23 protein-coding genes are annotated in these 20926 nt (G+C 35.2%); 11 read left to right on the top strand and 12 right to left on the bottom strand.

Translation table 11 applies throughout. The annotated features are described in order from the left end of the window. Positions 1-117: 117 nt before the first annotated feature. Positions 118-588, top strand: coding sequence for an Lrp/AsnC family transcriptional regulator (locus tag AC6CH7_RS06055; protein WP_048906633.1), 471 nt, complete (start codon positions 118-120; stop codon positions 586-588). A 6-nt stretch (positions 589-594) separates the two neighbouring features. Here the strand turns inward: AC6CH7_RS06055 and ung are convergent, their stop codons facing one another. Together ung and AC6CH7_RS06045 are read right to left on the bottom strand one after the other, a co-directional pair. Further along, entirely contained in the window at positions 595-1272 is a 678-nt protein-coding gene (ung, locus tag AC6CH7_RS06050; RefSeq protein ID WP_498261835.1) for a uracil-DNA glycosylase, read from the bottom strand. Position 1273: 1 nt separating this feature from the next. Continuing rightward, entirely contained in the window at positions 1274-1747 is a 474-nt protein-coding gene (locus tag AC6CH7_RS06045; protein WP_498261834.1) for a thioredoxin family protein, read from the bottom strand. A 147-nt stretch (positions 1748-1894) separates the two neighbouring features. Here AC6CH7_RS06045 and AC6CH7_RS06040 point away from each other — a divergent pair, with 147 nt between their 5' ends. Continuing rightward, the gene (locus AC6CH7_RS06040; RefSeq protein ID WP_172659844.1) at positions 1895-2434 is read left to right on the top strand and encodes a DUF2892 domain-containing protein; all 540 of its coding nucleotides are present in this window, start codon (positions 1895-1897) and stop codon (positions 2432-2434) included. 34 nt (positions 2435-2468) lie between these two features. On the opposite strand, the gene AC6CH7_RS06035 is transcribed toward AC6CH7_RS06040, so the two are convergent. The 6 genes from AC6CH7_RS06035 to AC6CH7_RS06010 all read right to left on the bottom strand — a co-directional run bounded on the left by AC6CH7_RS06035 (position 2469) and on the right by AC6CH7_RS06010 (position 8794). Next, on the bottom strand, positions 2469-2687 hold the full coding sequence (locus tag AC6CH7_RS06035; protein ID WP_048906629.1) for a hypothetical protein: 219 nt from the start codon (positions 2685-2687) through the stop codon (positions 2469-2471). A gap of 87 nt (positions 2688-2774) precedes the next feature. Beyond that, the gene (lysS, locus tag AC6CH7_RS06030) at positions 2775-4496 is read right to left on the bottom strand and encodes a lysine--tRNA ligase (protein WP_498261833.1); all 1722 of its coding nucleotides are present in this window, start codon (positions 4494-4496) and stop codon (positions 2775-2777) included. 130 nt (positions 4497-4626) lie between these two features. Further along, on the bottom strand, positions 4627-6540 hold the full coding sequence (locus tag AC6CH7_RS06025; protein ID WP_498261832.1) for an AMP-dependent synthetase/ligase: 1914 nt from the start codon (positions 6538-6540) through the stop codon (positions 4627-4629). 131 nt (positions 6541-6671) lie between these two features. Then, the gene (locus AC6CH7_RS06020; protein ID WP_068892349.1) at positions 6672-6998 is read right to left on the bottom strand and encodes a HesB/IscA family protein; all 327 of its coding nucleotides are present in this window, start codon (positions 6996-6998) and stop codon (positions 6672-6674) included. Between the two features lie 105 nt (positions 6999-7103). Next, complete coding sequence (iscU, locus tag AC6CH7_RS06015; RefSeq protein WP_048906625.1) at positions 7104-7517, bottom strand: Fe-S cluster assembly scaffold IscU; 414 nt, start codon at positions 7515-7517, stop codon at positions 7104-7106. 65 nt (positions 7518-7582) lie between these two features. Next, positions 7583-8794 (bottom strand): IscS subfamily cysteine desulfurase, encoded by a 1212-nt coding sequence (locus AC6CH7_RS06010; protein ID WP_498261831.1) that lies wholly within the window; start codon positions 8792-8794, stop codon positions 7583-7585. 125 nt (positions 8795-8919) lie between these two features. On the opposite strand from AC6CH7_RS06010, the gene mce reads away from it, so the two are divergent. The 8 genes from mce to AC6CH7_RS05970 all read left to right on the top strand — a co-directional run bounded on the left by mce (position 8920) and on the right by AC6CH7_RS05970 (position 14524). Next, the gene (gene mce / locus AC6CH7_RS06005) at positions 8920-9321 is read left to right on the top strand and encodes a methylmalonyl-CoA epimerase (protein WP_498261830.1); all 402 of its coding nucleotides are present in this window, start codon (positions 8920-8922) and stop codon (positions 9319-9321) included. Beyond that, positions 9303-9608 carry a hypothetical protein gene (locus AC6CH7_RS06000; protein WP_498261829.1) on the top strand — a complete coding sequence of 102 codons (306 nt, stop codon included), beginning with the start codon at positions 9303-9305 and terminating at the stop codon, positions 9606-9608. Before mce ends, AC6CH7_RS06000 begins: the two co-directional genes overlap by 19 nt. Positions 9609-9692: 84 nt before the next feature. Next, positions 9693-9941, top strand: a complete 249-nt coding sequence (locus tag AC6CH7_RS05995) for a type B 50S ribosomal protein L31 (RefSeq protein ID WP_048906621.1) — start codon at positions 9693-9695, stop codon at positions 9939-9941. 72 nt (positions 9942-10013) lie between these two features. After that, the gene (locus tag AC6CH7_RS05990; protein ID WP_498261828.1) at positions 10014-11186 is read left to right on the top strand and encodes a putative sugar nucleotidyl transferase; all 1173 of its coding nucleotides are present in this window, start codon (positions 10014-10016) and stop codon (positions 11184-11186) included. 9 nt (positions 11187-11195) lie between these two features. After that, positions 11196-11957, top strand: a complete 762-nt coding sequence (gene tpiA, locus AC6CH7_RS05985; RefSeq protein WP_498261827.1) for a triose-phosphate isomerase — start codon at positions 11196-11198, stop codon at positions 11955-11957. Next, complete coding sequence (gene prmA, locus AC6CH7_RS05980; protein WP_498261826.1) at positions 11957-12793, top strand: 50S ribosomal protein L11 methyltransferase; 837 nt, start codon at positions 11957-11959, stop codon at positions 12791-12793. The genes tpiA and prmA overlap by 1 nt, the downstream gene beginning before the upstream one ends. Positions 12794-12797: 4 nt before the next feature. Continuing rightward, positions 12798-14156, top strand: a complete 1359-nt coding sequence (locus tag AC6CH7_RS05975) for a UDP-N-acetylmuramate--L-alanine ligase (RefSeq protein ID WP_498261825.1) — start codon at positions 12798-12800, stop codon at positions 14154-14156. Between the two features lie 38 nt (positions 14157-14194). Continuing rightward, positions 14195-14524 (top strand): helix-turn-helix domain-containing protein, encoded by a 330-nt coding sequence (locus tag AC6CH7_RS05970; protein ID WP_048906616.1) that lies wholly within the window; start codon positions 14195-14197, stop codon positions 14522-14524. Positions 14525-14528: 4 nt separating this feature from the next. On the opposite strand, the gene AC6CH7_RS05965 is transcribed toward AC6CH7_RS05970, so the two are convergent. The 4 genes from AC6CH7_RS05965 to AC6CH7_RS05950 all read right to left on the bottom strand — a co-directional run bounded on the left by AC6CH7_RS05965 (position 14529) and on the right by AC6CH7_RS05950 (position 20006). Further along, complete coding sequence (locus AC6CH7_RS05965) at positions 14529-15650, bottom strand: GNAT family N-acetyltransferase (RefSeq protein ID WP_498261824.1); 1122 nt, start codon at positions 15648-15650, stop codon at positions 14529-14531. Positions 15651-15718: 68 nt separating this feature from the next. Continuing rightward, the gene (locus AC6CH7_RS05960) at positions 15719-15850 is read right to left on the bottom strand and encodes a hypothetical protein (RefSeq protein ID WP_498261823.1); all 132 of its coding nucleotides are present in this window, start codon (positions 15848-15850) and stop codon (positions 15719-15721) included. 438 nt (positions 15851-16288) lie between these two features. Further along, positions 16289-19237 carry a ligand-binding sensor domain-containing protein gene (locus tag AC6CH7_RS05955; RefSeq protein ID WP_498261822.1) on the bottom strand — a complete coding sequence of 983 codons (2949 nt, stop codon included), beginning with the start codon at positions 19235-19237 and terminating at the stop codon, positions 16289-16291. After that, entirely contained in the window at positions 19227-20006 is a 780-nt protein-coding gene (locus tag AC6CH7_RS05950; protein WP_498261821.1) for a LytR/AlgR family response regulator transcription factor, read from the bottom strand. Before AC6CH7_RS05950 ends, AC6CH7_RS05955 begins: the two co-directional genes overlap by 11 nt. A 193-nt stretch (positions 20007-20199) precedes the next feature. Here AC6CH7_RS05950 and AC6CH7_RS05945 point away from each other — a divergent pair, with 193 nt between their 5' ends. Next, a complete protein-coding gene (locus tag AC6CH7_RS05945) occupies positions 20200-20910 on the top strand; it encodes a ferritin-like domain-containing protein (protein WP_498261820.1) in 711 nt (236 codons plus the stop codon). The last annotated feature ends 16 nt before the right edge of the window (positions 20911-20926 follow it).

The following is a 20926-nucleotide window of genomic DNA, read 5'->3' as shown; positions in this document are numbered from 1 at the left end:
TTAGACAAATCTAAAAAAATATTAAGAAATAAACTGTAAATAATTGTAACATTTTTAGAATAAAATTTGGTATGTAACGCATTCTTATTCTACCTTTGCATAATATTAATAAAACTAATGGCAGCAGAACTAGATAAAACTGATTTTAAAATTCTTAAATTACTACAGGAAAATGGAAGGATAACTAATTTATTGTTATCTCAGGAGATAGGACTTTCTCCAGCTCCTACATTGGAAAGGGTACGTAAATTAGAGATGTCAGGATTTATCAAAAGCTACCATGCCTTGGTCGACGAAGAGAAATTAGGTTTGGGTATTAAAACTTTTATTCAGGTTCAACTTGATTTTCATAAAAATAATACCATACAGATCTTTTTAGATGAGGTAAATCAGATTAAAGAAATTACAGAATGTCACCACGTTACAGGACAAGCTGATTTCTTACTTAAAGTTTACGTTAATGACATTAAAGCTTATGAACGTTTAATCATGGATAAGATCAGTAAAATATCTGTAGTTAAAACTTTTCAGACAATGATGATCATGTCTACTACCAAAAAGGAACCAATCGTTCCTTTGGAATACTAATTTCTTTTAGACAATTTGCCAGTCAATTGCACTAAGACTTTGTTTTTCTAAAATGGCGTTGGCCTTAGAAAAATGCCTGCACCCAAAAAATCCATTATATGCCGAGAAAGGAGAGGGATGGGCTGCTGTCAAAATAGTGTGTTTGGTCTGATCAATTAATGCCGATTTATTTTGAGCATATCTACCCCATAAAAGAAAAACGAGTCCTTTTCTATGTTCAGATAGCTGACTTATTATTTTGTCGGTAAATATTTCCCAGCCCTTACCCTGATGAGAAGCTGCTTCGTGGGCTCTTACCGTTAAAGTTGCATTGAGTAATAAAACTCCTTCATCTGCCCATTTGGTTAAATTACCATGAGTAGGAATAGAAAATCCTTCAACATCGGTAGCAAGTTCTTTATAAATGTTCTTTAAGGAAGGCGGAATTGTAATATCTTTTTGAACTGAAAAGGATAAGCCATGAGCCTGTCCCTGTCCATGATAAGGATCTTGTCCTAGGATCACTACTTTAACTTTATCGAATGGAGTGTGATCTAGTGCATTGAAAATATCTGATCCTTTAGGGTATACTGTAATGCCTTTTTGTTTTTCCTGTTCCAAGAAAGCTTTTAGATCTTTCATATAGCTTTTTTCAAATTCGGCATCTAGTTCTTTAAGCCAGCTCTTTTCTAAAGTAATCGACATATTAGTTTTTTGATAATATAAGTACCAAATCTTCTTCAATACTTATAATTGGTTTTTCAATAATCCGACCGAGCTCTTTTCCATTATCATAAATAATAAAGGTTGGTACGCGATCTATATTTAAGTTATCTAATAACCCATTTTCCGTTTTTTTTGTTCTATCCACACAGATAAAAGTTATGCTTTTTTTATCAGGAGACAATGTATCTATAGTTTTTAGAAAATGAGGCAATTGTTCACGACTATCGCCACACCATGTTCCTAAAACAATGGTAATAGTTTTGTTTGCTAATAAAGGTTGCAACTCGCCTAATGCAGCAGATTCAGGACTATATTTGGGGTACTCGTTATCATACTTTTCCCTCATAGCTGGAAATGTTGTTACAGCATCTCGGGTACAGGTATTTAATAGAATGATTTCACCTGTTGAGGAGTCTTCTATTTGCTTATTAATATGCTGTGCTGTGTTTTCCATAATTAAAGATTTGCAAATCTATTCATATTTTGAAAATCTTTAGGTAAAACATGAAAGGAACATCATTTCTTTTTTGCTGAAATTATAATTTTAAATCTGTTTTTTGGTATTTAAACACGATATTTGCAAAAAAAATTATAAAAGGATATGCCAAATATAGTTCGTCTTATTTTAGGTTTTGTTGTGTTGGGAGCTTCCATTGCCCTTATGTTCTTCAGTTTTTGGGGATGGGGTATTCTGGGGATTTTTATAAGTATCCTGATTCTTGTTACATATTTTTATAATGAGAATATGTTACTTGCTCAGTGGTTTTTAAGAAAAGACAATATGGTTAAGGCCGAAGTTTTCCTGAAAAGAATCACCAATTATGAAAAGCAACTGATCAGGGTTCAGCAAGGTTATTATAACCTTTTGATAGGTCTTATTGAATCACGAAAGGCTCCTATGCAATCAGAAAAATATTTCAAGAAAGCACTTTCTTTAGGTTTACATATGGACCATAATATTGCCTTGGCTAAATTAAGTTTAGCTGGTATATCAATGGCAAAAAGAAATAAAAGGGAAGCCCAAATGTATCTGACCGAGGCAAAAAAGGCAGATAAAAATAAATTACTTGCTGATCAGATAAAACAAATGAAGGATCAGCTTGGAATGATGGATAGACAACAACAGGTTAGATACAGATAAAGAAAAGCTTAAAGCCACATGCAAATGTGGCTTTTTATTTTTCGCTTAATCTGTCAAAGTTTTCATTAGGTTCATAATTCTCTGAATTTCTGCTGATGATATCATCTTCAAGATAATCTTTCTTTCTGCTAAAGAACAATTGCTCTGATTGTATTCTTGTGATCAGCTGGCGGATCAACGTCAAGTCAAATGCTTCTTTACTTAGCTTTATGCAGTATTCTTTTTCTGTTATTTCAAGGCTTGAACTGTTCATAATTTATCAATTTTAATATGCCCTAAAAATAGAAAAGGCCCGCTAAGTTTTTATGTAGCAAGCCTTTAAGTTTATGTTATCTCTATGTTAAGAAAACCAAGCAGTTACGTCTTCTTTTGAAGGCATGGTTAATTCTAGCTTAAGTTTCTTGCGCATTCCTCCGAGATCATTAAAAACCTTGTTTGGGTTTGCGCCTTTTAACTCTTCAATTGTATTGATTCCCATTTTTCTAATTACCTGAACCCATTCAGCCGGAATACCTGCATTTACGAAATCTTCATCGGTAGTTAGCTTGGCTTTTTTCTCTGGTCTCATTTGAGGGAAGAACAGCACTTCCTGGATGGTAGACTGGTTAGTCATCAACATTACTAATCTGTCTATACCTATTCCTAATCCTGAGGTAGGTGGCATTCCGTACTCAAGGGCTCTGATAAAATCATCGTCCATAGCCATGGCTTCGTCATCACCTCTGTCTGCTAATTTGAGCTGATCTTCGAAGCGCTCTTTTTGATCGATGGGGTCGTTAAGTTCTGAATAAGCATTACCAATTTCTTTACCCATTACAAATAATTCAAATCTTTCTACCAGACCTTCTTTGCTTCTGTGTTTTTTAGCAAGAGGAGTCATCTCTATAGGGTAGTCAGTAATATATGTAGGTTGGATCAGGTTTGCTTCAACTTTCTCACTAAACAATTCATCAATAAGCTTACCACGACCCATTGATGTGTCTATTTCGATATTGAGACTTTTACAGGTTTCTTTTAATTCCTCTTCAGTCATGTTAGAAACATCTATGCCTGTATACTTTTGTATTGACTCATACATGGTCATTTTTTCATAAGGACCTTCAAAGTTTATCTCATGTTCACCAACCTTTACAACCGGAGATCCATGAATAGTTACCGCAATCTTTTCAAGACATTCTTCAACCATGGCCATCATCCAGATATAGTCTTTATAGGCTACATAGATTTCCATGGCGGTGTACTCAGGATTATGAGTACGATCCATACCTTCATTTCTGAACATTTTACCGAACTCATATACACCGTCGAATCCTGCCACAATAAGCCTTTTTAAATAAAGCTCATTGGCTATACGAAGGTATAGCGGCATATCTAATGTATTATGGTGTGTAGTAAAAGGACGTGCAGCAGCACCACCATGAATAGATTGTAATATAGGAGTCTCCACTTCCATCCATCCCTGGTCATCAAAATAACTTCTCATGGTGTTGATTACCTTAGAGCGGTTAATAAAGATTTGTTTAAAGCCAGGGTTTACAGTTAAATCAACATAACGTTGTCTGTATCGTAATTCAGGATCGGTAAATCCGTCATATATATTACCATCTTCGTCACGTTTAACTATTGGTAAAGGTTTTAATGCTTTAGAAAGGAGTTTGAACTCTGTAACATGAATAGAGATTTCACCGGTTTGAGTTGTGAAAACATAACCTTTAACACCTATAAAATCTCCAAGGTCAAGTAGTTTTTTGAAAACTGTATTGTAAAGCGTCTTGTCTTCATCCGGACAAAGATCATCCCTTTTTAAATAGACTTGTATTCTTCCTGTAGCGTCTTGTATTTCGACAAATGAAGCACTTCCCATAATACGGCGGGTCATTATCCTGCCGGCTATGCTGATATTCTTATATGCCGTTTTATCCCGCTCATAGTTCGCTAAAATATCTGCAGCATTTGCGTTTATTTCAAATGCTTCGGCAGGGTAGGGATTTATCCCTAATTCACGCAATTGATTTAGTGAATTACGGCGTAATAATTCTAATTCTGATAGTCCTGTACTCATATATCTCTTGTATCCGGCAATAAGCCGTATAATTTTATTTGTATTGTATTTTTAAAATTATGCAAAAATAGGTATTTACAGCATTTTTTGTCTGTATTAAATAGGAATATTCAGCACAAATCAGAATATATTAATCTGCCTCAACTGATTCAGTATACATTTCGTTAATAGTGTCTGCATATTTTTTTTCAAGAACTTTCCTTTTGGCTTTTAAGGTTGGTGTTATTTCACCCTCCTCAATACTAAAGGGATTGCGTTTAACTTTAAAATTCTTAATTCTTTCAAATTTCGCAAGTTCTCCTGAAAACTTTTTAATGTCCTGACCTATCCAGTCTATAATTTCTTTTTCTTTTATAAAAACTTCCGGCTTTTGAAAAAATGACTCGGGAAGTTTAAATGTTTCCTGAAGGTTCTCTTTGTTGGGGATGATAATTGCAGTAAGATATTCTCTTTTATCGCCAATTAAAAACAACTGATCTATTTTAAGACTTTTAAGATAGATGTTTTCCACTGGAGTAGGATAAACATTCTTCCCGTAAGCATTCACGATCATGTTCTTTAGTCGATCTGTGATTTGTAAATTGCCTCTGTAGAATCTGCCAATATCACCTGTATGAAACCAATTGTGTTTGTCAATAGCTTCGGCAGTTTCAGCTGGCTTATTGAAATAACCCTGCATAACACAGTGACCTCGAACAATTATTTCTCCTTCTGCACACTCAAAATTAGGGTCAAAAGATTCATGTGTTTGGATGTTGATCATTTCTTTGGTTTCTACATCCTGTATACCGATTTCAATACCAGGAATTACACGACCAACTGTTCCATATACCTGCCTGTGATATTCGGTAACAGACATAACCGGTGATGTTTCTGTCAGCCCAAAGCCTTCAAGTATTTTGATGTCAAGATTTCCAAAGAATTCGCCAACGTTTTTAGGTAAAGCCGCCCCACCCGAGATCATAAATTTTAATCTGCCACCTGTTTTCTCCTTTATTTTACTAAAAACAAGTTTCTCGGCTATTGAACGCTTTGCTGAAAGAAAGATGCCAGGTGATCTTCCGGCTTCTTTTTCCTGACGATAGTTCTTGCCTGTTTCCAGGGCCCAAAGAAAGATTTTAGACTTTAATCCGTCTCCTGCTGTACCACTTTTTATGGCCTTGTCATGAATCCTTTCTAATAATCTGGGAACGCAATTCATTACAGTGGGCTTTATTTCACCCATATTTTTTGCCAGTAGTTCTAAGCTTTGGGCAAAGGCAATTTTGCAGCCCTGTGCACAGCAAACATGATAAGTTGCAGTGCGCTCAAAAACGTGAGATAAAGGCAAAAATGATAAGAATGTTTCAGTCTCATCAATAACGGGGATTTGTTGTAAACATACCTTAACATTTTCAACGAAATTACTATGAGAAAGCATTACGCCCTTTGGAGTTCCCGTAGTGCCCGAAGTATAAATTAATGCAGAAATATCTGAAGGACTAAGTGCATCCCTGAGCGCTTTTATTGCTGTTAATTTGCCCTCCGTCAGATTGCTTTTAGTATTAAGAACTTCTTCAAAACTTATGATTTCTACATTCAGATCTTCAGAGACGGTAATCTTTGTGTAGTCTGCAAAAGTAGGAATGATATATTTTAACTGCCGACAGTTACCTGCAATTTTCAGTATTTTCTTATATAAGAAGGTATTCCCGACTAAGATAGCTTTGATACCTGAATCATTTATGATGTACTCTACTTCGTGTTCTGAAAGGGTAGGATATATAGAGGTATTGATGGCTCCAATTTGCTGTATCCCCTGATCATAATAGACATATTCAGGAGAGTTCTCTATCATTAGTCCCATTCTATCACCTTTCTTTATCCCTTTATTTAGAAAGAATACTGAAACTGCGTCTGCATTGTCGAGCGTTTCTTTGAATGATATTTCTTCCCACTCGGTACTCTTTTTGTCTATAAGAAAGGTTTCTTCCGGTTTATGAATGTTTTCAACTACATTTCGCAGTAAACTGGGAATCGTAGCCGACTCGTTGAATGATACCATATTATATGATTGGTTAGCTTGTTATAGCAATGATAAACTTTTCCTTTTAAAAATGCAACCAGCATATCGGTGCCTTTTATATAATAAAAAAGGGCGCTAAAAGCGCCCTCTACAAATATAGTGAATGTATGTTAAACAGAAAAACTCTCTCCACAACCGCAGGAACGGCTGGCATTTGGGTTGTTGAAATTAAAGCCTTTTCCATTTAAACCATCAGAAAAATCAAGTTCAGTGCCTGCCAGGTATAAAAAGGATTTCATATCCAGGGCTATTTTAATGCCTCTGTCTTCAAAAAACTGATCTCCCTTTTGTTCTTCGTTATCAAAGTCTAGATTGTATGATAATCCTGAACAGCCACCACCTTTAACTGAAACGCGTAAGAAATAGCTGCTATCCATATGCGCATCTTGCATAAGGTGATCAATTTTGCTCTTTGCTTTATCTGTTATCGTGATCATGTCTTAAATAGTATTAATTCTAATAATGGTATTCAAAATGTATACCAAATTATACTCATTTTAGTTAAACATTGTAGCTTATACGGCTACATCTGTAATATTTACCTAGTGATGAGATTTAGCTAATTCAAATGGTGCCATACCGTTTTTAACACGGTAATCGTTAATTGCTGATTTAATAGCATCCTCTGCCAATACTGAACAGTGAATTTTTACCGGAGGTAAAGCCAGTTCTTCAACAATGTCCATATTGTCAATAGTTAATGCTTCATCAACAGTTTTTCCTTTTAACCATTCGGTTGCTAATGAAGATGATGCAATTGCAGATCCACATCCAAATGTTTTGAATTTAGCATCTGTAATTACGTTGTTTTCATCTACCTCAATTTGTAAACGCATTACGTCGCCACACTCAGGTGCACCAACTAAGCCTGTACCAACTGATTTACTATCTTTATCTAAAGTACCAACATTTCTAGGGTTGGTATAATGTTCCATTACTTTTTCTGAATATGCCATTTTATTTTACTTTAAATCTCTGTTAACAGAGATGATTTATATTTTTATTAATTAAGGGGCCATTATTAATGTTCAGCCCACTCAATTTTACTTAAGTCTATGCCTTCTTTAAACATTTCCCAAAGTGGAGAAAGGTCTCTAAGGTGATTAACTGCTTTTTTAGTGTTTTCGATTGCGTAATCAATTTCTTCTTCAGTTGTAAAACGACCTAATCCGAAACGGATAGAAGAGTGCGCAAGATCATCAGATAATCCAAGGCTCTTTAAAACGTATGAAGGTTCTAAAGAAGCTGAAGTACATGCTGAACCTGATGATACAGCAAGATCTTTCATCGCCATCATTAAGCCTTCTCCTTCAACATATTTAAATGAAATATTAGCAACATGAGGTAAACGGTAGTTTACATTTCCGTTTACATAGCTTTCTTCGAGCTGAGTAAGAGCAGCTTCAAGTTTATCTCTAAGGCCAGACAGACGTTTAGCTTCACTATCCATCTCTAAACGGCAAAGTTCACAAGCTTTACCTAAACCAACAATACCAGGTACGTTTAATGTTCCTGAACGCATACCGCGTTCGTGACCACCGCCGTCCATTTGTGCTGTTACCTTAACTCTTGGGTTTTTACGACGTACATAAAGTACACCTACACCTTTAGGACCGTACATTTTATGAGCAGAAAATGCCATTAAGTCAATTCCGTCTGCGTTTACATCGACAGGGATTTTACCAACTGCCTGCGTAGCATCTGTCATGAATAAAGCACCGTGTTTATGAGCAATTGCCGATATTTCTTTGATTGGTTGAACAACACCTATTTCATTGTTTCCATACATAATGGTTACAAGAATAGTTTGATCGGTCATCGCGGCTTCAAGTTCCTGAAGATCAATAAGACCATCTTCTTTAACTTTAAGATAAGTAACTCTTGCACCTGCTTTTTCCAGATGTTTACAAGTATCTAAGACAGCTTTGTGTTCAGTTGTAGCGGTAATGATATGATTACCTTTATCCTGATACATCTCGAAAACACCTTTTATACCCAGATTGTCTGCTTCCGTAGCACCCGAAGTAAAAATGATTTCTTTTTCTGTACAGCCAATTAATTTGGCTACCTGCTCACGAGAGTAATCAACAGCTTCTTCAGCAACCCATCCAAAGGCGTGATTACGGCTGGCAGCGTTACCGAACTTGTTTGTAAAATAAGGTAGCATTGCTTCTAAAACCCTAGGATCTAGAGGGGTAGTGGCATTATTATCTAAGTAAATAGGAAGTTCCATCGTTTTTGTTTATTCTTATTAATAGACAAAGATACGAAAAAAGATTACCAACAATTATAATTAATACCTATGATGGTATAGTTAAAACTTGCATTTTTACATTTGTTTAACGCATTAATTCGTTTATGAAGAAGATTGAGCATATTGGTATCGCAGTAAAAGACCTTGATCTTTCCTGTGGTTTGTACGAAAGGTTGTTGGGGACTTCTTGTTATAAGAAGGAAGGAGTAGCTTCCGAAAGTGTGAATACAGCTTTCTTTAAAACAGGAGAAAGTAAGATCGAGTTGCTTGCGGCTACTTCTGAAAATAGCCCAATTGCGAAATTTCTTGAAAAGAAGGGAGAGGGTATACATCATATCGCATTTGAAGTGGATAATATCGAATTGGAGATGGAGAGATTAAAATTAGAAGGCTTTGTATTGCTTAATGAGCAACCAAAGCAAGGAGCTGATAATAAATTGGTGTGTTTTGTACACCCAAAGGGTACTAATGGAGTTTTGGTTGAATTATGTCAGGAAGCGCAATGATGGATGAATTAACCTCACTGAGTAATATTATTAATAAGGATTTTGATATTGATAACCTGACTACTGAAGCTTTAATGAGGGAGCGGCTAATTGAAGCATTTGCATACCTGTTGGATAATGATATCTCTAAAATGATGAACATTTTATACAGGACTGATGTTGATGAAGTTAAACTGAAAGCCTTGTTGATTAGCAACTCCGAATTACCCTCAGCAGAGGTGATTGCTGATGCTTATATTGCAAGACAAAAGCAGAAAATAGAAACACGCAAAAAGTATAGTAGATAATTTTCACATACTTATTTGTTTCTAAAAAATAAAATCACGATATTTGCATCCTTAAAAATAAGCGACACATAAGTATATAACAATATGAAAAAAGATCTGCATCCATCAAACTATAGATTTGTAGTATTTAAAGATATGTCTAACGAGTACTCTTTTTTAACAAAATCTTGTGTAGATACTAAAGAGACTGTTCAATGGGAAGATGGTAACGAATATCCTCTATATAAATTGGAGATTTCTCATACTTCTCACCCTTTTTATACTGGTAAGATGAAATTGGTTGATACTGCTGGTCGTATCGATAAATTCAAAACTCGTTACGCTAAGAAGTAATTATACCAAAATAAAAAATTATTTTAAAGTCCCGGTGCTGTTGCTTCGGGACTTTTTTTATTTTTGTCGCTTATGATAATCAATTTATTTGATGATAGTGCGTGGAAATCTCTACGACCGCTATCTTTCACACGACCAGTTGCAGATCTCCGTATCGGGATTTTAACTATTGCCCAAAAATGGGAAAAGTATTTAGATGCCAAATCTGGATTTTTAACCATAGCTTATCTGGCAGTAAAATATCCTTCACTATCTGGTGCCGAATTATTTATCAACGGATCTGTATGTCCGGATGAAGGCTTGTTAGATGCTATATCTAATCTGAAACATGGCGAGTGTTTAAAGAAACAAGATCTTGTCATTGCATATAAAATAAATGCTGCCGATTTTGATGCTCATCCTCTAGATAAACTGCAAACTATAACGTATTCTGGCAATTTCATCAGGATTGCTGTTCCAGAGGATATTTTTAAGTTCAATGATACTGAACTAAGAAAGGATTTTGCACTACTTACCAAAGGAAGGACCTCCGTGAAATTAAGTACAACCAATACGTTTATTGGTGATAATATTTTTGTCGAAGATGGAGCCGAAGCGGAATGCTCATCCTTTAATAGTTTAAACGGACCTATTTATCTTGGAAAAAATTCCCAGGTATGGGAAGGTTGCCATATAAGAGGTTCTTTTGCCTTATGTAGTGATTCTCAAATTAAGATGGGCGCAAAAATTTATGGACAAACCACTATTGGACCTTACAGTAGGGTAGGCGGAGAAATTAATAATGCTGTCATCTGGGGGTACTCATCAAAAGGGCATGAAGGATATTTGGGGAATGCAGTTATGGGGCAATGGTGTAATATCGGTGCCGACAGTAACAACTCTAACCTTAAAAATAACTATGCAGAGGTGAGGTTATGGGATTATGAAAAAGAAAGCTTTCGTCAAACAGGATTACAGTTTTGTGGTTTAATTATGGCTGATCATGCTAAATGCGGTATCAATACCATGTTTAATACAGGTACTGTGGCTGGTGTAAGCGCTAATATTTTTGGCCCTGGTTTTCCTAGAAATTTTATACCGGATTTTGCATGGGGCGGGGCTCAGGGATTTGATGTATACAGCTTAAATAAAATGTTTGAAACCGCCACTAAGGTTTACGAGCGCAGAAATTTAGAATTTAATAAAATAGAACAAGATATTTTAACACAGGTTTTTGAAGATACAAAGACCTATAGACATTTTTAATTAAAGATTATGAGAAAAAAAATAGTAGCCGGAAATTGGAAAATGAATTTGGATTATGCTGAAGGCATATCATTGTTTTCAGAAATTGTTAACATGGTTAAAGATGAAAAAAAAGGTGAACAGTTAGCCGTTATCTGTGCTCCATATATTCATTTAAACAGTTTAGCTAAGCTTGGTGGCGATGTGGTAGGTATCGGCGCAGAAAACTGCCATGAGAAAGAAAGCGGTGCCTATACCGGCGAAATTTCTGCTAAAATGATAAAATCAGTAGGTTGCGGGTATGTAATCGTTGGCCACTCAGAAAGACGCCAGTATTTTGGCGAAAGTGACCAATTGTTAGCCCAAAAAACAGTTGCTGTATTACAAAATGATTTAACTCCTATTTTCTGTATTGGCGAAACGCTTGAAGAGAGAAATAACGGAAGCTATTTTGAAGTTTTAAAATCTCAATTAGAGAACGGAATCTTTGGCTTAGGTGCTGCTGATTTTTCTAAAGTTGTAATTGCATACGAGCCTGTATGGGCTATCGGAACTGGTTTAACTGCATCATCTGATCAGGCTCAGGAAGTTCATGCTTTTATCCGCAAGGAAATTGCTGCTAAATATGATCAGGCAACTGCTGATAATACCAGCATACTTTACGGAGGTAGCTGTAATCCAAAAAATGCTGCAGAACTGTTTGCTCAAAATGATATTGATGGTGGTTTAATTGGTGGTGCTTCTTTAAAATCAAGAGATTTTGTAGACATCGTTAAAACTTTCAATTCTTAATGCAATACATACAGGTTACTTTCAGCTTCACCGAGGTTCAGGAATATCAAAAAGATTTATTGATTGACGAACTAGCAAACATAGGTTATAATACTTTTGAGGACACATCTGACGGATTCGACGCTTTTGTGGGGCTTGATCATTATAATGAGCAGGCTTTAAAAGAAGTTATGGCTCAGTTTGAAGGGGAACTTAAGTATACCTATGCAGTAGCAGAGATCGCAGCAGAAAACTGGAATGAAGAATGGGAGAAGAATTTTGAACCATTAATTATTGACGATCAGTGTTATGTCAGGGCTACTTTTCATCAGCCACAACCTCAGTATAAGTACGAGATAGTGATTGATCCGAAAATGGCCTTTGGTACCGGCCATCATCAAACTACAACCATGATGATGCAATATATCCTATCTACGGATGTTGAAGATCAGATCATATTGGACATGGGATGTGGAACTGGAATATTAGCCATTTTAGCTTCTAAAAGAGGAGCTAAAAGGCTAACTGCAATAGATAATGATGATGTTTGCTATGAAAGTACACTAGAAAACTCAGCATTAAATAACATCACAAATATCACTGCACTGTGTGGTGGTAAAGAAGTGATTCCTAACACCTCATTTGATATTATTCTTGCAAACATAAACAGGAATATCCTTCTTGATCAGATTTCAAGATATGCTGAAATACTAAAAGAAAATGGAAGCATTTTCTTCAGCGGATTTTACGAATCTCCCGATCTTGAAATGATAACCGAAACTTGCAAAGAGTTTGGTATCAATTATGTTAGTCATAAAAAGATTGGTGAATGGGTTGCTGCCCACTTTAAAAAATAAAAGAATGCGTATACATTTTATCGCTATAGGTGGCAGTGCCATGCACAATCTTGCCATTGCCTTACATAAAAAGGGGTATCAGGTTACCGGCTCCGATGATGTCATCTTTGAACCTTCAAGCAGCAGGTTGGAAAAGCATGGGATTCTACCTAAATCTATGGGGTGGAGCGAAGATCATATTACAGAAGACCTGGATGCAGTTATTCTGGGAATGCATGCACTTGTGGATAATCCGGAGTTATTAAAAGCTCAGAAATTAGGCTTAAAGATATATTCTTATCCAGAGTATATTTATGAGCAAACAAAGGATAAACTTCGTGTGGTAATAGGTGGGAGTCACGGTAAAACAACGATTACCTCCATGATATTACATGTTCTGAACCATTACAAGAAGGATTTTGATTATCTGGTTGGCGCACAATTAGCCGGATTTGATACCATGGTTAAAGTCACAGATTCTGCTCCTCTGATCGTTATTGAGGGAGACGAGTATTTGGCCTCACCAATTGATCGCAGACCAAAGTTTCATCTGTATAAAGCAAATATTGCGGTGATCAGCGGAATTGCCTGGGATCATATTAATGTATTTCCTACTTATCAGGACTATACCAGGCAGTTTGAACTTTTTATAGATACAATTCAACCTGATGGGAAACTAATTTTCTGTAATAAAGACAATGACCTTAACACTATAGTCGAAAATTCAAATGCCCCAATTGAAAAGATTGGGTATGGAATTCCAGATCATGAAGTAAAAGATGGTATAACCTATCTGCTGCCTGACGAAACTGCGTTAAAAGTATTCGGAGATCATAATTTAATGAATCTTAATGCCGCTAAACTCGTATGCAAGCAATTGGGTATCTCTGAGGAAGAGTTTAACATTGCAATAGCTTCCTTTACTGGTGCGGCAAAGAGATTAGAACTTTTAAATAGCTCCAATGAAACAAATGTATATAAAGACTTTGCTCATTCGCCGTCAAAGTTAAAAGCAACAATCGAAGCGGTGAAAACTCAGTTTGCTACACGAAAATTAATTGCCTGTATAGAGTTGCATACGTTTAGCAGCTTGAATAAAAATTTTCTTGCTCAATATGCAAACACTATGTGTAATGCAGATGTTGCAATTGTTTACATTGATGAAAAAACATTTGTGCATAAGAAAATGCAACCATTTACAAAAGAAGAGGTACAAAAGGCGTTTAACAACGATAAACTGCAGTTTTTTAATGACTTTACTTTATTGGAAAGTTACTTGCGAAGTATAAAATTTTACCGTACTAACTTGTTATTAATGAGTTCTGGGAATTTTGGTGGACTAGATCTTACGAAATTGGCACGTGAGTTGAATACAGTATCCTAAAAAGAACAAACAACAAATAATACACCTAAATTTTAAACATGAATATCATTGGTAAAAACATTAGACAGCTACGCCAAAAAAATGGCTGGAGTCAAGGTGAAGTAGCAAAGCGTCTAAATATTTCCATCCCTGCATTTTCAAAAATCGAAACTGGTATCACTGATATAAACATATCGAGATTAGCGCAAATAGCGAATCTGTTCGAAGTTTCTACTATGGATATTATTTCAAAAGAGGGTGAAAATCCTCAATCGCTTAATTTTGAAGAAATCAACAGCTTAAAAGACAAACTTTCTCAAAGAGAAGAAGAAATCATTAAGCTGCAAAAAAAGGTTATTGATCTTTACGAAGAAATTCGCGAGAAATAAATCCCTAAAAGAAAATTTTACGCATGGTCAGGTGTCGCTTTCCAAAGGTGGCACCTGTTGCTTGGTGAATTGAGAGCATCTTATCATTAAAATCACCTACCCACGATAATTCCAGTTCATCATACTGATTAAGTGGTAAAACATATTCCTTTAGTTTTATAAAAAGTGCAGATTCTAACCCGTGTTTTTGATAGGACTTTTTTGTACCCATTACAATAGCCCGCATTCTGTTTACGCCCACCCAGCGCTTATAAACAAACTTTAACTTTTCAATTATTCCAAGTTTACCATTAAAGCCTTTAATCATCTGGTTGGCATCTGGTATAATAACTACAAAAGAAGCAGGCTCTCCGTTCACGTAAGCAAACCAAATTAGTTTTTCATCCATTATAGCTTCCATCATTTTGAAGCTTTCTTGCAGTGTTTCCTTTTTTATTGGTACAAAGTTTTCAAAGTCTTCCCAGCCGTCATTATAGATCTCCATAAGATCATGAACATATTTTTCTGCATTCTTTTTAGAGAAGTGTTCAAATGTGTATCCTGGTTTGTTTGCAACCCAGTTAGCGATTTTTGTGAAACGCTCCGGAAATGGATTTCTTACAGCGAGATGATTGGTTATTTGTTCATATTCTGTATTAAATCCGTATTCCTTAAAGAAGTCATGATAGTAGGGGTGGTTATAATTCATGCCAAAAGAAGGTGGGGTAAAACCCTCAACTAGTAATCCCCAGAATGAATCATTTTCACCAAAGTTTATTGGGCCATCCATTGCTTTCATGCCATTTTCCTCGAGCCACAATTTGGCTGTATCAAATAGTTTAAAAGCTGCGGTTTGATCATTTATGCATTCAAAAAAACCCATGCCACCGGTGGGTTGATCGTATTGAAAAGCTTTTTTCTCATTTATAAAAGCAGCCACTCTTCCTATTGTCTGGCCTTTATTATCTTTTAGCAACCACCTTTGGCATTTCCCGTGTTTAAAGAAAGGATTTTTATCTGGGTTAAATATTGTATTTATATCCTGGTCTAATGGACAAATCCAATTTTTATCATTTTTATAAATAAAACGGGCAACTTCTAAAAAATCTTTACTGGTTTGTTTATCAGATACAGGTACAATTGTCATGCTTGATGATTGGGATAAAATAAAAAGCATCCCAATGGGATGCTCATAAACTATTATATTTTTAGTTACTAGTAGTCGTCATCGTCGTCGTCCGCACCAAAACTATCAAAAGTATCCAGATCATCTAACGGCATATCAAAATCGTCATCATCATCGTCATACTTTTTCTTCGTAGTAATTTCGTCTTGCGAATCTTCCATCTCAGCTTCTGGATCCACTAATGGACTTTTCTTAATTGGTTTCTTTGGAGTTTTCATTACAAAAAATATAATTCCCTAAGGTTTTTATTTATGAGTTAAATTTACAGAAAATCTTTTTAAATCAAAAGAACGATGTTTTTTAAAGTTTTTCTGTATCTCAAAAGTAAGATAAATAGAAATTCCACAACGAATTTTTTTTAAAAAAAAATAAGGCAAAAAAAAATGGTAAAGCTATGAACTTTACCATTTTTTAACACACAAATGAAACCTGAATTGAGATATAGTTTTAGGTTAGGTAAAATATCTTTGATCAATTCTATAAGAACGCTTTTTACAAACTCTGTTTGTTTTAATATCTATAACAAGTTTAATGCAAATTTTAAAATGATTAATTTTTAATTAGTGAGTGGTATAAAAAATTGAGTAAACGGTATTTTACTACTTTAAGGGGATGGCTATTGACACAAATGTGCCCGAATTACCGTTTTGTTTTATCTCCATTTGTATAGGATTTACTTCAACCCTATTTAAAAGGTTAATACGTTCCCGTGTTAAATCCATGCCCTTACTTACATGATGTCCCTTTTTATCTCTCAGAGAATTGTCTATACCTATACCATCATCAATAATTTGGATCAACAGATGTTCAGTCCCTATTAAATCTATATGTATATCAATTTTACCACCCTCTTCCTTAGGCATTATCCCGTGCCATATGGCATTTTCTATATATGGCTGAAGCAACATAGAGGGTATTAAGGTTTCTTCTTTATCTATAGCCTTATTTAGCGTAATGGTATAATTCAATTTGCCTCCAAATCTTTTCTTTTCTAAACTGAGATAAAGCTCCAGATATTCAATTTCTTCCTCAAGCGTTATAAAGCTTTTTGTACAAATTTCCAGATTCTTCCTGATCAGCCTGGCAAAACCGGTTAATATCTTGTTTGCCGAGGTGGTATCTTTTGTGTTTATATAATGTTGTATAGAGTTCATCACATTAAAAACAAAGTGCGGGTTCATCATTGCCTGTAAAGCCCGTTGCTCCAGCATCAAAATTTTATTCTTTAACAGGAGCTGCTCTTGTTCTTTGTTTTTTCGTCTTTTAGTTACAAAAACTGCTACTTTATAAAATATAAAGCCTGCAAGTAAGAATGTGATTATAAGAAACCATGGTGTTTGCCAAAAATGACTTTTTAGAAGGAAGTTGATCTTGGTAGGGCTGCTCCAATCACTATTATTGGTTTTGGCACTTATTTCAAAAACATAATCACCCGGTTCTAACGAAGAAAACTCAAGTCTCCTGTTCTTTGTCTCTGTCCAGTTGGCATCAGATTTTAAACGATATCGGTAAACAATATTTCTATTTTGAAAATCAATAGCGCTATAATAAAATGAGATGTTATTGTCCGATGGGTCCAGTGTATGACTCGTTTCATTTAGCCCAAGCTTGATCTTATTGTTAATTATAGATGATATAAACACTTTAGGAGGATCATTTATAGTTTTAACCTTATTGATTGAAAAATAGACCAGGCCGTTGTTAGTTGCGAAGTATGCATAACTGTTATCAATATACAATGAGTTAACATCATCTTTAAGCAAAGCATTGGTAAATTCAAAAGTTTCAACAAACGTCTTTTGATTATTTAATGAAACCTTGTTAATGCCATTATTGGTAATTATCCACACATCATTACCCTTTATGAATAGCTTTTTACAAATATTATCTGCAAGTCCGTCTCTTTGGGTAATAATCTTTATCACTTTTCTGTTTTTGATAAAAATAATTCCATATCCATCAGTAGCAAGTACTATAGTGCCATCATTCAGTTCCTTTATGTCATTAATTCTCCGGGTTAAAAGACTACTCTTTTCATAGTAACTGTATAATGAACCATTAGAAAATTCTGATAACCCGTTGATATTAGAAAACCAAAGGTTTTGGTTTTTATCAAAAAATACGCAATAAGCTCTATTGTTAAAGAAATCAGTCCCTTGCTTAAAGTATAAAGAGCTAAATTCAAATTTACCTTCAGTGTAGGGTAAAATAACTACGCCAGAGGACAGGGCCAGAGCCAGACTTTTATCTTTTGCTACACTAAAACTCTTAATTACAAACATCGAGTTGGTAGCTTCCCTTAAGTAATCTATTTTTTTATTACCCCCATAAATATTTGCTATTCGGCCTAGTCCATACTCTGAAGCAAAATATATGGTTTCATTTGCCGTATCTAAAGTAAGCTGTTTGATGATGTTATATTTCTTTTTATCCGGTATTGAAATTTTACTAACAGAAAGATTAATAGGATCAAGAATATTAATGTCGGCCTCATCTAATCCAAGCCAGAAGCGATTTTTGTTGTCTTTAATAACACTTTTTACAACGTTGCTGCTTAATCCGTTATTTTGGTCTACTATATAAAGCCGTTCCTCACTTTTCGGAAGCATGTAAATCCCATTGTTAGTGGTGAACCACATATTGCCCTTAGCATCCTTTATTACCTGACTTGATGATATGTTGTTCAGGTAAGTAATCATTTTTCCCGAACGACCAATAAAATATATTCCAGAGGCGTTGCTAATCCATACATCTTTGTTATCATCTAAATGAAAAAATCCCGGATCATTGTTTAATAAAGATGGATCAATTTTTAACTGAAAATACTGGACATTTCCATTTTGAATGTTAAGTCCATTTTTGTCGAGAAAAGCGAGCGTTTTATCTGGCATATTTAGTCCAGACTTATAGTTTATGAGTAGCGTTTTGTGTGGAATTACGGTGAATTCCGAACCATTAAAGGTTCGGACAGATCGATTGCTGAATATCCAAATCTTTCCAGATTTATCTTCATGCACAAAACTATTAATAAATTGGCGGTTACCATTTGCCGAGACATATTTCATGATGGATTTCCCGTCCCAGGTCACCAAAACATTCTTGTTCGTGCCAAACCAGATTCTACCTTTGCTATCTTCAAAAAAAGAAACAATAACCGCATTGAATCTTAATAGCTTAAGTAGTTCGTTGTTTGTTTCATTAAAGAACTTGCCATTAAAAAAATAGCTTAACTGCCCATTTAATGCCAGAAACCATATTTTTCCACTCTTGTCCTCCTTAATCTGTAGAATTTGGTTGTCAGGCAAACCATCATCAACAGAAAAGGTTTCGAATACTTTTCCATCAAATCTGCTTACCCCCGCATCAGTGGCTACCCAAATATATCCTTTGGAATCTTGTAGTGTATAAAAGCAGCTATTACTTGGAAGTCCGTCTTTAGTGCTAAAATGTTGTAGGTATGTACTTTGTGAATAGCCATTCAAGCTAAGAATTAATAAAACAATTAGTATTGTACTGCTTATGGTCCAATTCTTTATTTTATTTATCACTGTCAAAATTGGTATATGATTTAACCTTTTCCATAAAATCACTTGCTCGTCTTCTGGAAACCGCAATTTTATCGCCATTTTTTAATATCAGCTCCAACCCATTTTTAGAATTGTACTCTCTTAAGTAATTCAGGTTCACTATGCTTGATTTATGAACCCTGATAAACTGATGGGCAGGAAGGATTTCTTCGTATTCCTTTAGAACTTTTGAAACAGTGATTTTATCTTTGTTGGCCAAATGGAAAACAGAATAATTACTATCTGCTTCAATATGAATAATATCTTCAATACTTACTAAGCTGTATCCCTGTCCGTTAGGTAAGCTAATTTTACGAATTTCGTTTCTTTCTGATAGATTGACCGCTAAATTTTGCAACCCTTCATTACGAGTGTGCTCCGTTTTACTCAAGGTGATATATTTTGAGGCCTTATTAACAGCCTCTTTAAGCTCATCAATATCTATAGGCTTAAGCAGATAATCCAATGCATTTGCTTTAATCGCTTTTAAAGCATACTGATCGTAAGCAGTAGTGAAGATGACATGCGTTTTAGTGGATTGTATTTGAGGGATTAAATCGAACCCATTTTCTCCTGGCATGGCAATGTCCAGAAAAATAAGATCAATGGCATTGTGGGCCAGTAAGTTTCGGGCTTCCGAAACAGACTTTGCTATGCCAGATATATGGATATTCTCACAGTTTTCCTGCAATAAAAAATATAATGAGGAACGGGCAAACTCTTCATCGTCTACAATAATAGCATTCAGCACAGTAATAGATTTTATTTATGGTGAATTTATTAAAAAAATGAACGATTGAAGAATATTTCTTTCAAACACCGAAAACCGAACTCATTTTTCTTTCGTAAGTGCAAATATATGCAACAGCTAAAGTCGTAATCAACCAAGGGCTTTTAGCCCTTATAGAACTAATAAATTATAGAAAACTCAAACTTAAAAAACTATGAAAAATTTACAAGAACAAGAAAAGCAAGAATTGCTCCCAGTAGAAAGGAGTGTTTTTACTGCTCCTTTACAACGCCGTTCTTTCCTGCAATTTGCTGGAGCAGGTGCTGCGACCATTGCATTAGTAGCCGCAGGATGTAAAAAAGACAGGAACGATCCTATGGTTCCTGGCGGAGTAACATTAAATTTTAAAGATGATTTCGGTGTATTGAATTACGCTTATGCTTTAGAACAATTAGAAGCTGCCTTTTATATTCAGGTAGCGTCAAACCCACCATCAGGTTTTTCTCCTGCTGAAAAGCAGTATTTTCAAGATATCCAATTTCATGAAATTGCACATAGAGAGTTTTTTAAGAAAGCTTTAGGCACAGCTGCAATAGGAAGCTTAGAAGTTGACTTTTCAAGCATAAATTTCACAGATAGAGCGAGCGTTTTAGGCGCAGCTATGGCTTTTGAGGATTTAGGTGTTGGCGCTTATAATGGTGCTGGTAAACGTTTAACAACAAATGCTTATTTAGAGTTAGCGGGAAAAATTGTTTCAGTTGAAGCGCGTCACGCAGCATATGTTCGTGATTTAATTTCACCTGGAAGCTTTGCTTCTAGTCCACAAGTTGATGCAAACGGTTTGGATAAAGCCTTAACACCTGATGTAGTTCTTGCAGCTGCAGGAAAATACATCAAAACTAAAATTACTGTAACTAACCTATAACCTAAAACTTTAGAAA

Source organism: Pedobacter sp. GQ55 (assembly GCF_059758925.1).
Note: the sequence above shows the minus strand (reverse complement) of the source record. Positions and strands in the feature narration are given on the sequence as shown.

Excerpts from the sequence above, each read along its gene's own strand:
- prmA (WP_498261826.1), top strand. The coding sequence starts at position 11,957 with ATGCAATACATACAGGTTACTTTCAGCTTCACCGAGGTTCAGGAATAT.
- AC6CH7_RS06035 (WP_048906629.1), bottom strand. The coding sequence starts at position 2,687 with ATGAACAGTTCAAGCCTTGAAATAACAGAAAAAGAATACTGCATAAAG.
- AC6CH7_RS06000 (WP_498261829.1), top strand. The coding sequence starts at position 9,303 with ATGTCAGGAAGCGCAATGATGGATGAATTAACCTCACTGAGTAATATT.
- AC6CH7_RS06045 (WP_498261834.1), bottom strand. The coding sequence starts at position 1,747 with ATGGAAAACACAGCACAGCATATTAATAAGCAAATAGAAGACTCCTCA.
- AC6CH7_RS06020 (WP_068892349.1), bottom strand. The coding sequence starts at position 6,998 with ATGATCACGATAACAGATAAAGCAAAGAGCAAAATTGATCACCTTATG.
- AC6CH7_RS05975 (WP_498261825.1), top strand. The coding sequence starts at position 12,798 with ATGCGTATACATTTTATCGCTATAGGTGGCAGTGCCATGCACAATCTT.
- AC6CH7_RS05965 (WP_498261824.1), bottom strand. The coding sequence starts at position 15,650 with ATGACAATTGTACCTGTATCTGATAAACAAACCAGTAAAGATTTTTTA.
- AC6CH7_RS06010 (WP_498261831.1), bottom strand. The coding sequence starts at position 8,794 with ATGGAACTTCCTATTTACTTAGATAATAATGCCACTACCCCTCTAGAT.
- AC6CH7_RS05995 (WP_048906621.1), top strand. The coding sequence starts at position 9,693 with ATGAAAAAAGATCTGCATCCATCAAACTATAGATTTGTAGTATTTAAA.
- lysS (WP_498261833.1), bottom strand. The coding sequence starts at position 4,496 with ATGAGTACAGGACTATCAGAATTAGAATTATTACGCCGTAATTCACTA.
- AC6CH7_RS05970 (WP_048906616.1), top strand. The coding sequence starts at position 14,195 with ATGAATATCATTGGTAAAAACATTAGACAGCTACGCCAAAAAAATGGC.
- AC6CH7_RS06055 (WP_048906633.1), top strand. The coding sequence starts at position 118 with ATGGCAGCAGAACTAGATAAAACTGATTTTAAAATTCTTAAATTACTA.
- AC6CH7_RS06025 (WP_498261832.1), bottom strand. The coding sequence starts at position 6,540 with ATGGTATCATTCAACGAGTCGGCTACGATTCCCAGTTTACTGCGAAAT.
- iscU (WP_048906625.1), bottom strand. The coding sequence starts at position 7,517 with ATGGCATATTCAGAAAAAGTAATGGAACATTATACCAACCCTAGAAAT.
- AC6CH7_RS06040 (WP_172659844.1), top strand. The coding sequence starts at position 1,895 with ATGCCAAATATAGTTCGTCTTATTTTAGGTTTTGTTGTGTTGGGAGCT.
- ung (WP_498261835.1), bottom strand. The coding sequence starts at position 1,272 with ATGTCGATTACTTTAGAAAAGAGCTGGCTTAAAGAACTAGATGCCGAA.
- AC6CH7_RS05960 (WP_498261823.1), bottom strand. The coding sequence starts at position 15,850 with ATGGAAGATTCGCAAGACGAAATTACTACGAAGAAAAAGTATGACGAT.
- tpiA (WP_498261827.1), top strand. The coding sequence starts at position 11,196 with ATGAGAAAAAAAATAGTAGCCGGAAATTGGAAAATGAATTTGGATTAT.
- AC6CH7_RS05990 (WP_498261828.1), top strand. The coding sequence starts at position 10,014 with ATGATAATCAATTTATTTGATGATAGTGCGTGGAAATCTCTACGACCG.
- AC6CH7_RS05945 (WP_498261820.1), top strand. The coding sequence starts at position 20,200 with ATGAAAAATTTACAAGAACAAGAAAAGCAAGAATTGCTCCCAGTAGAA.
- mce (WP_498261830.1), top strand. The coding sequence starts at position 8,920 with ATGAAGAAGATTGAGCATATTGGTATCGCAGTAAAAGACCTTGATCTT.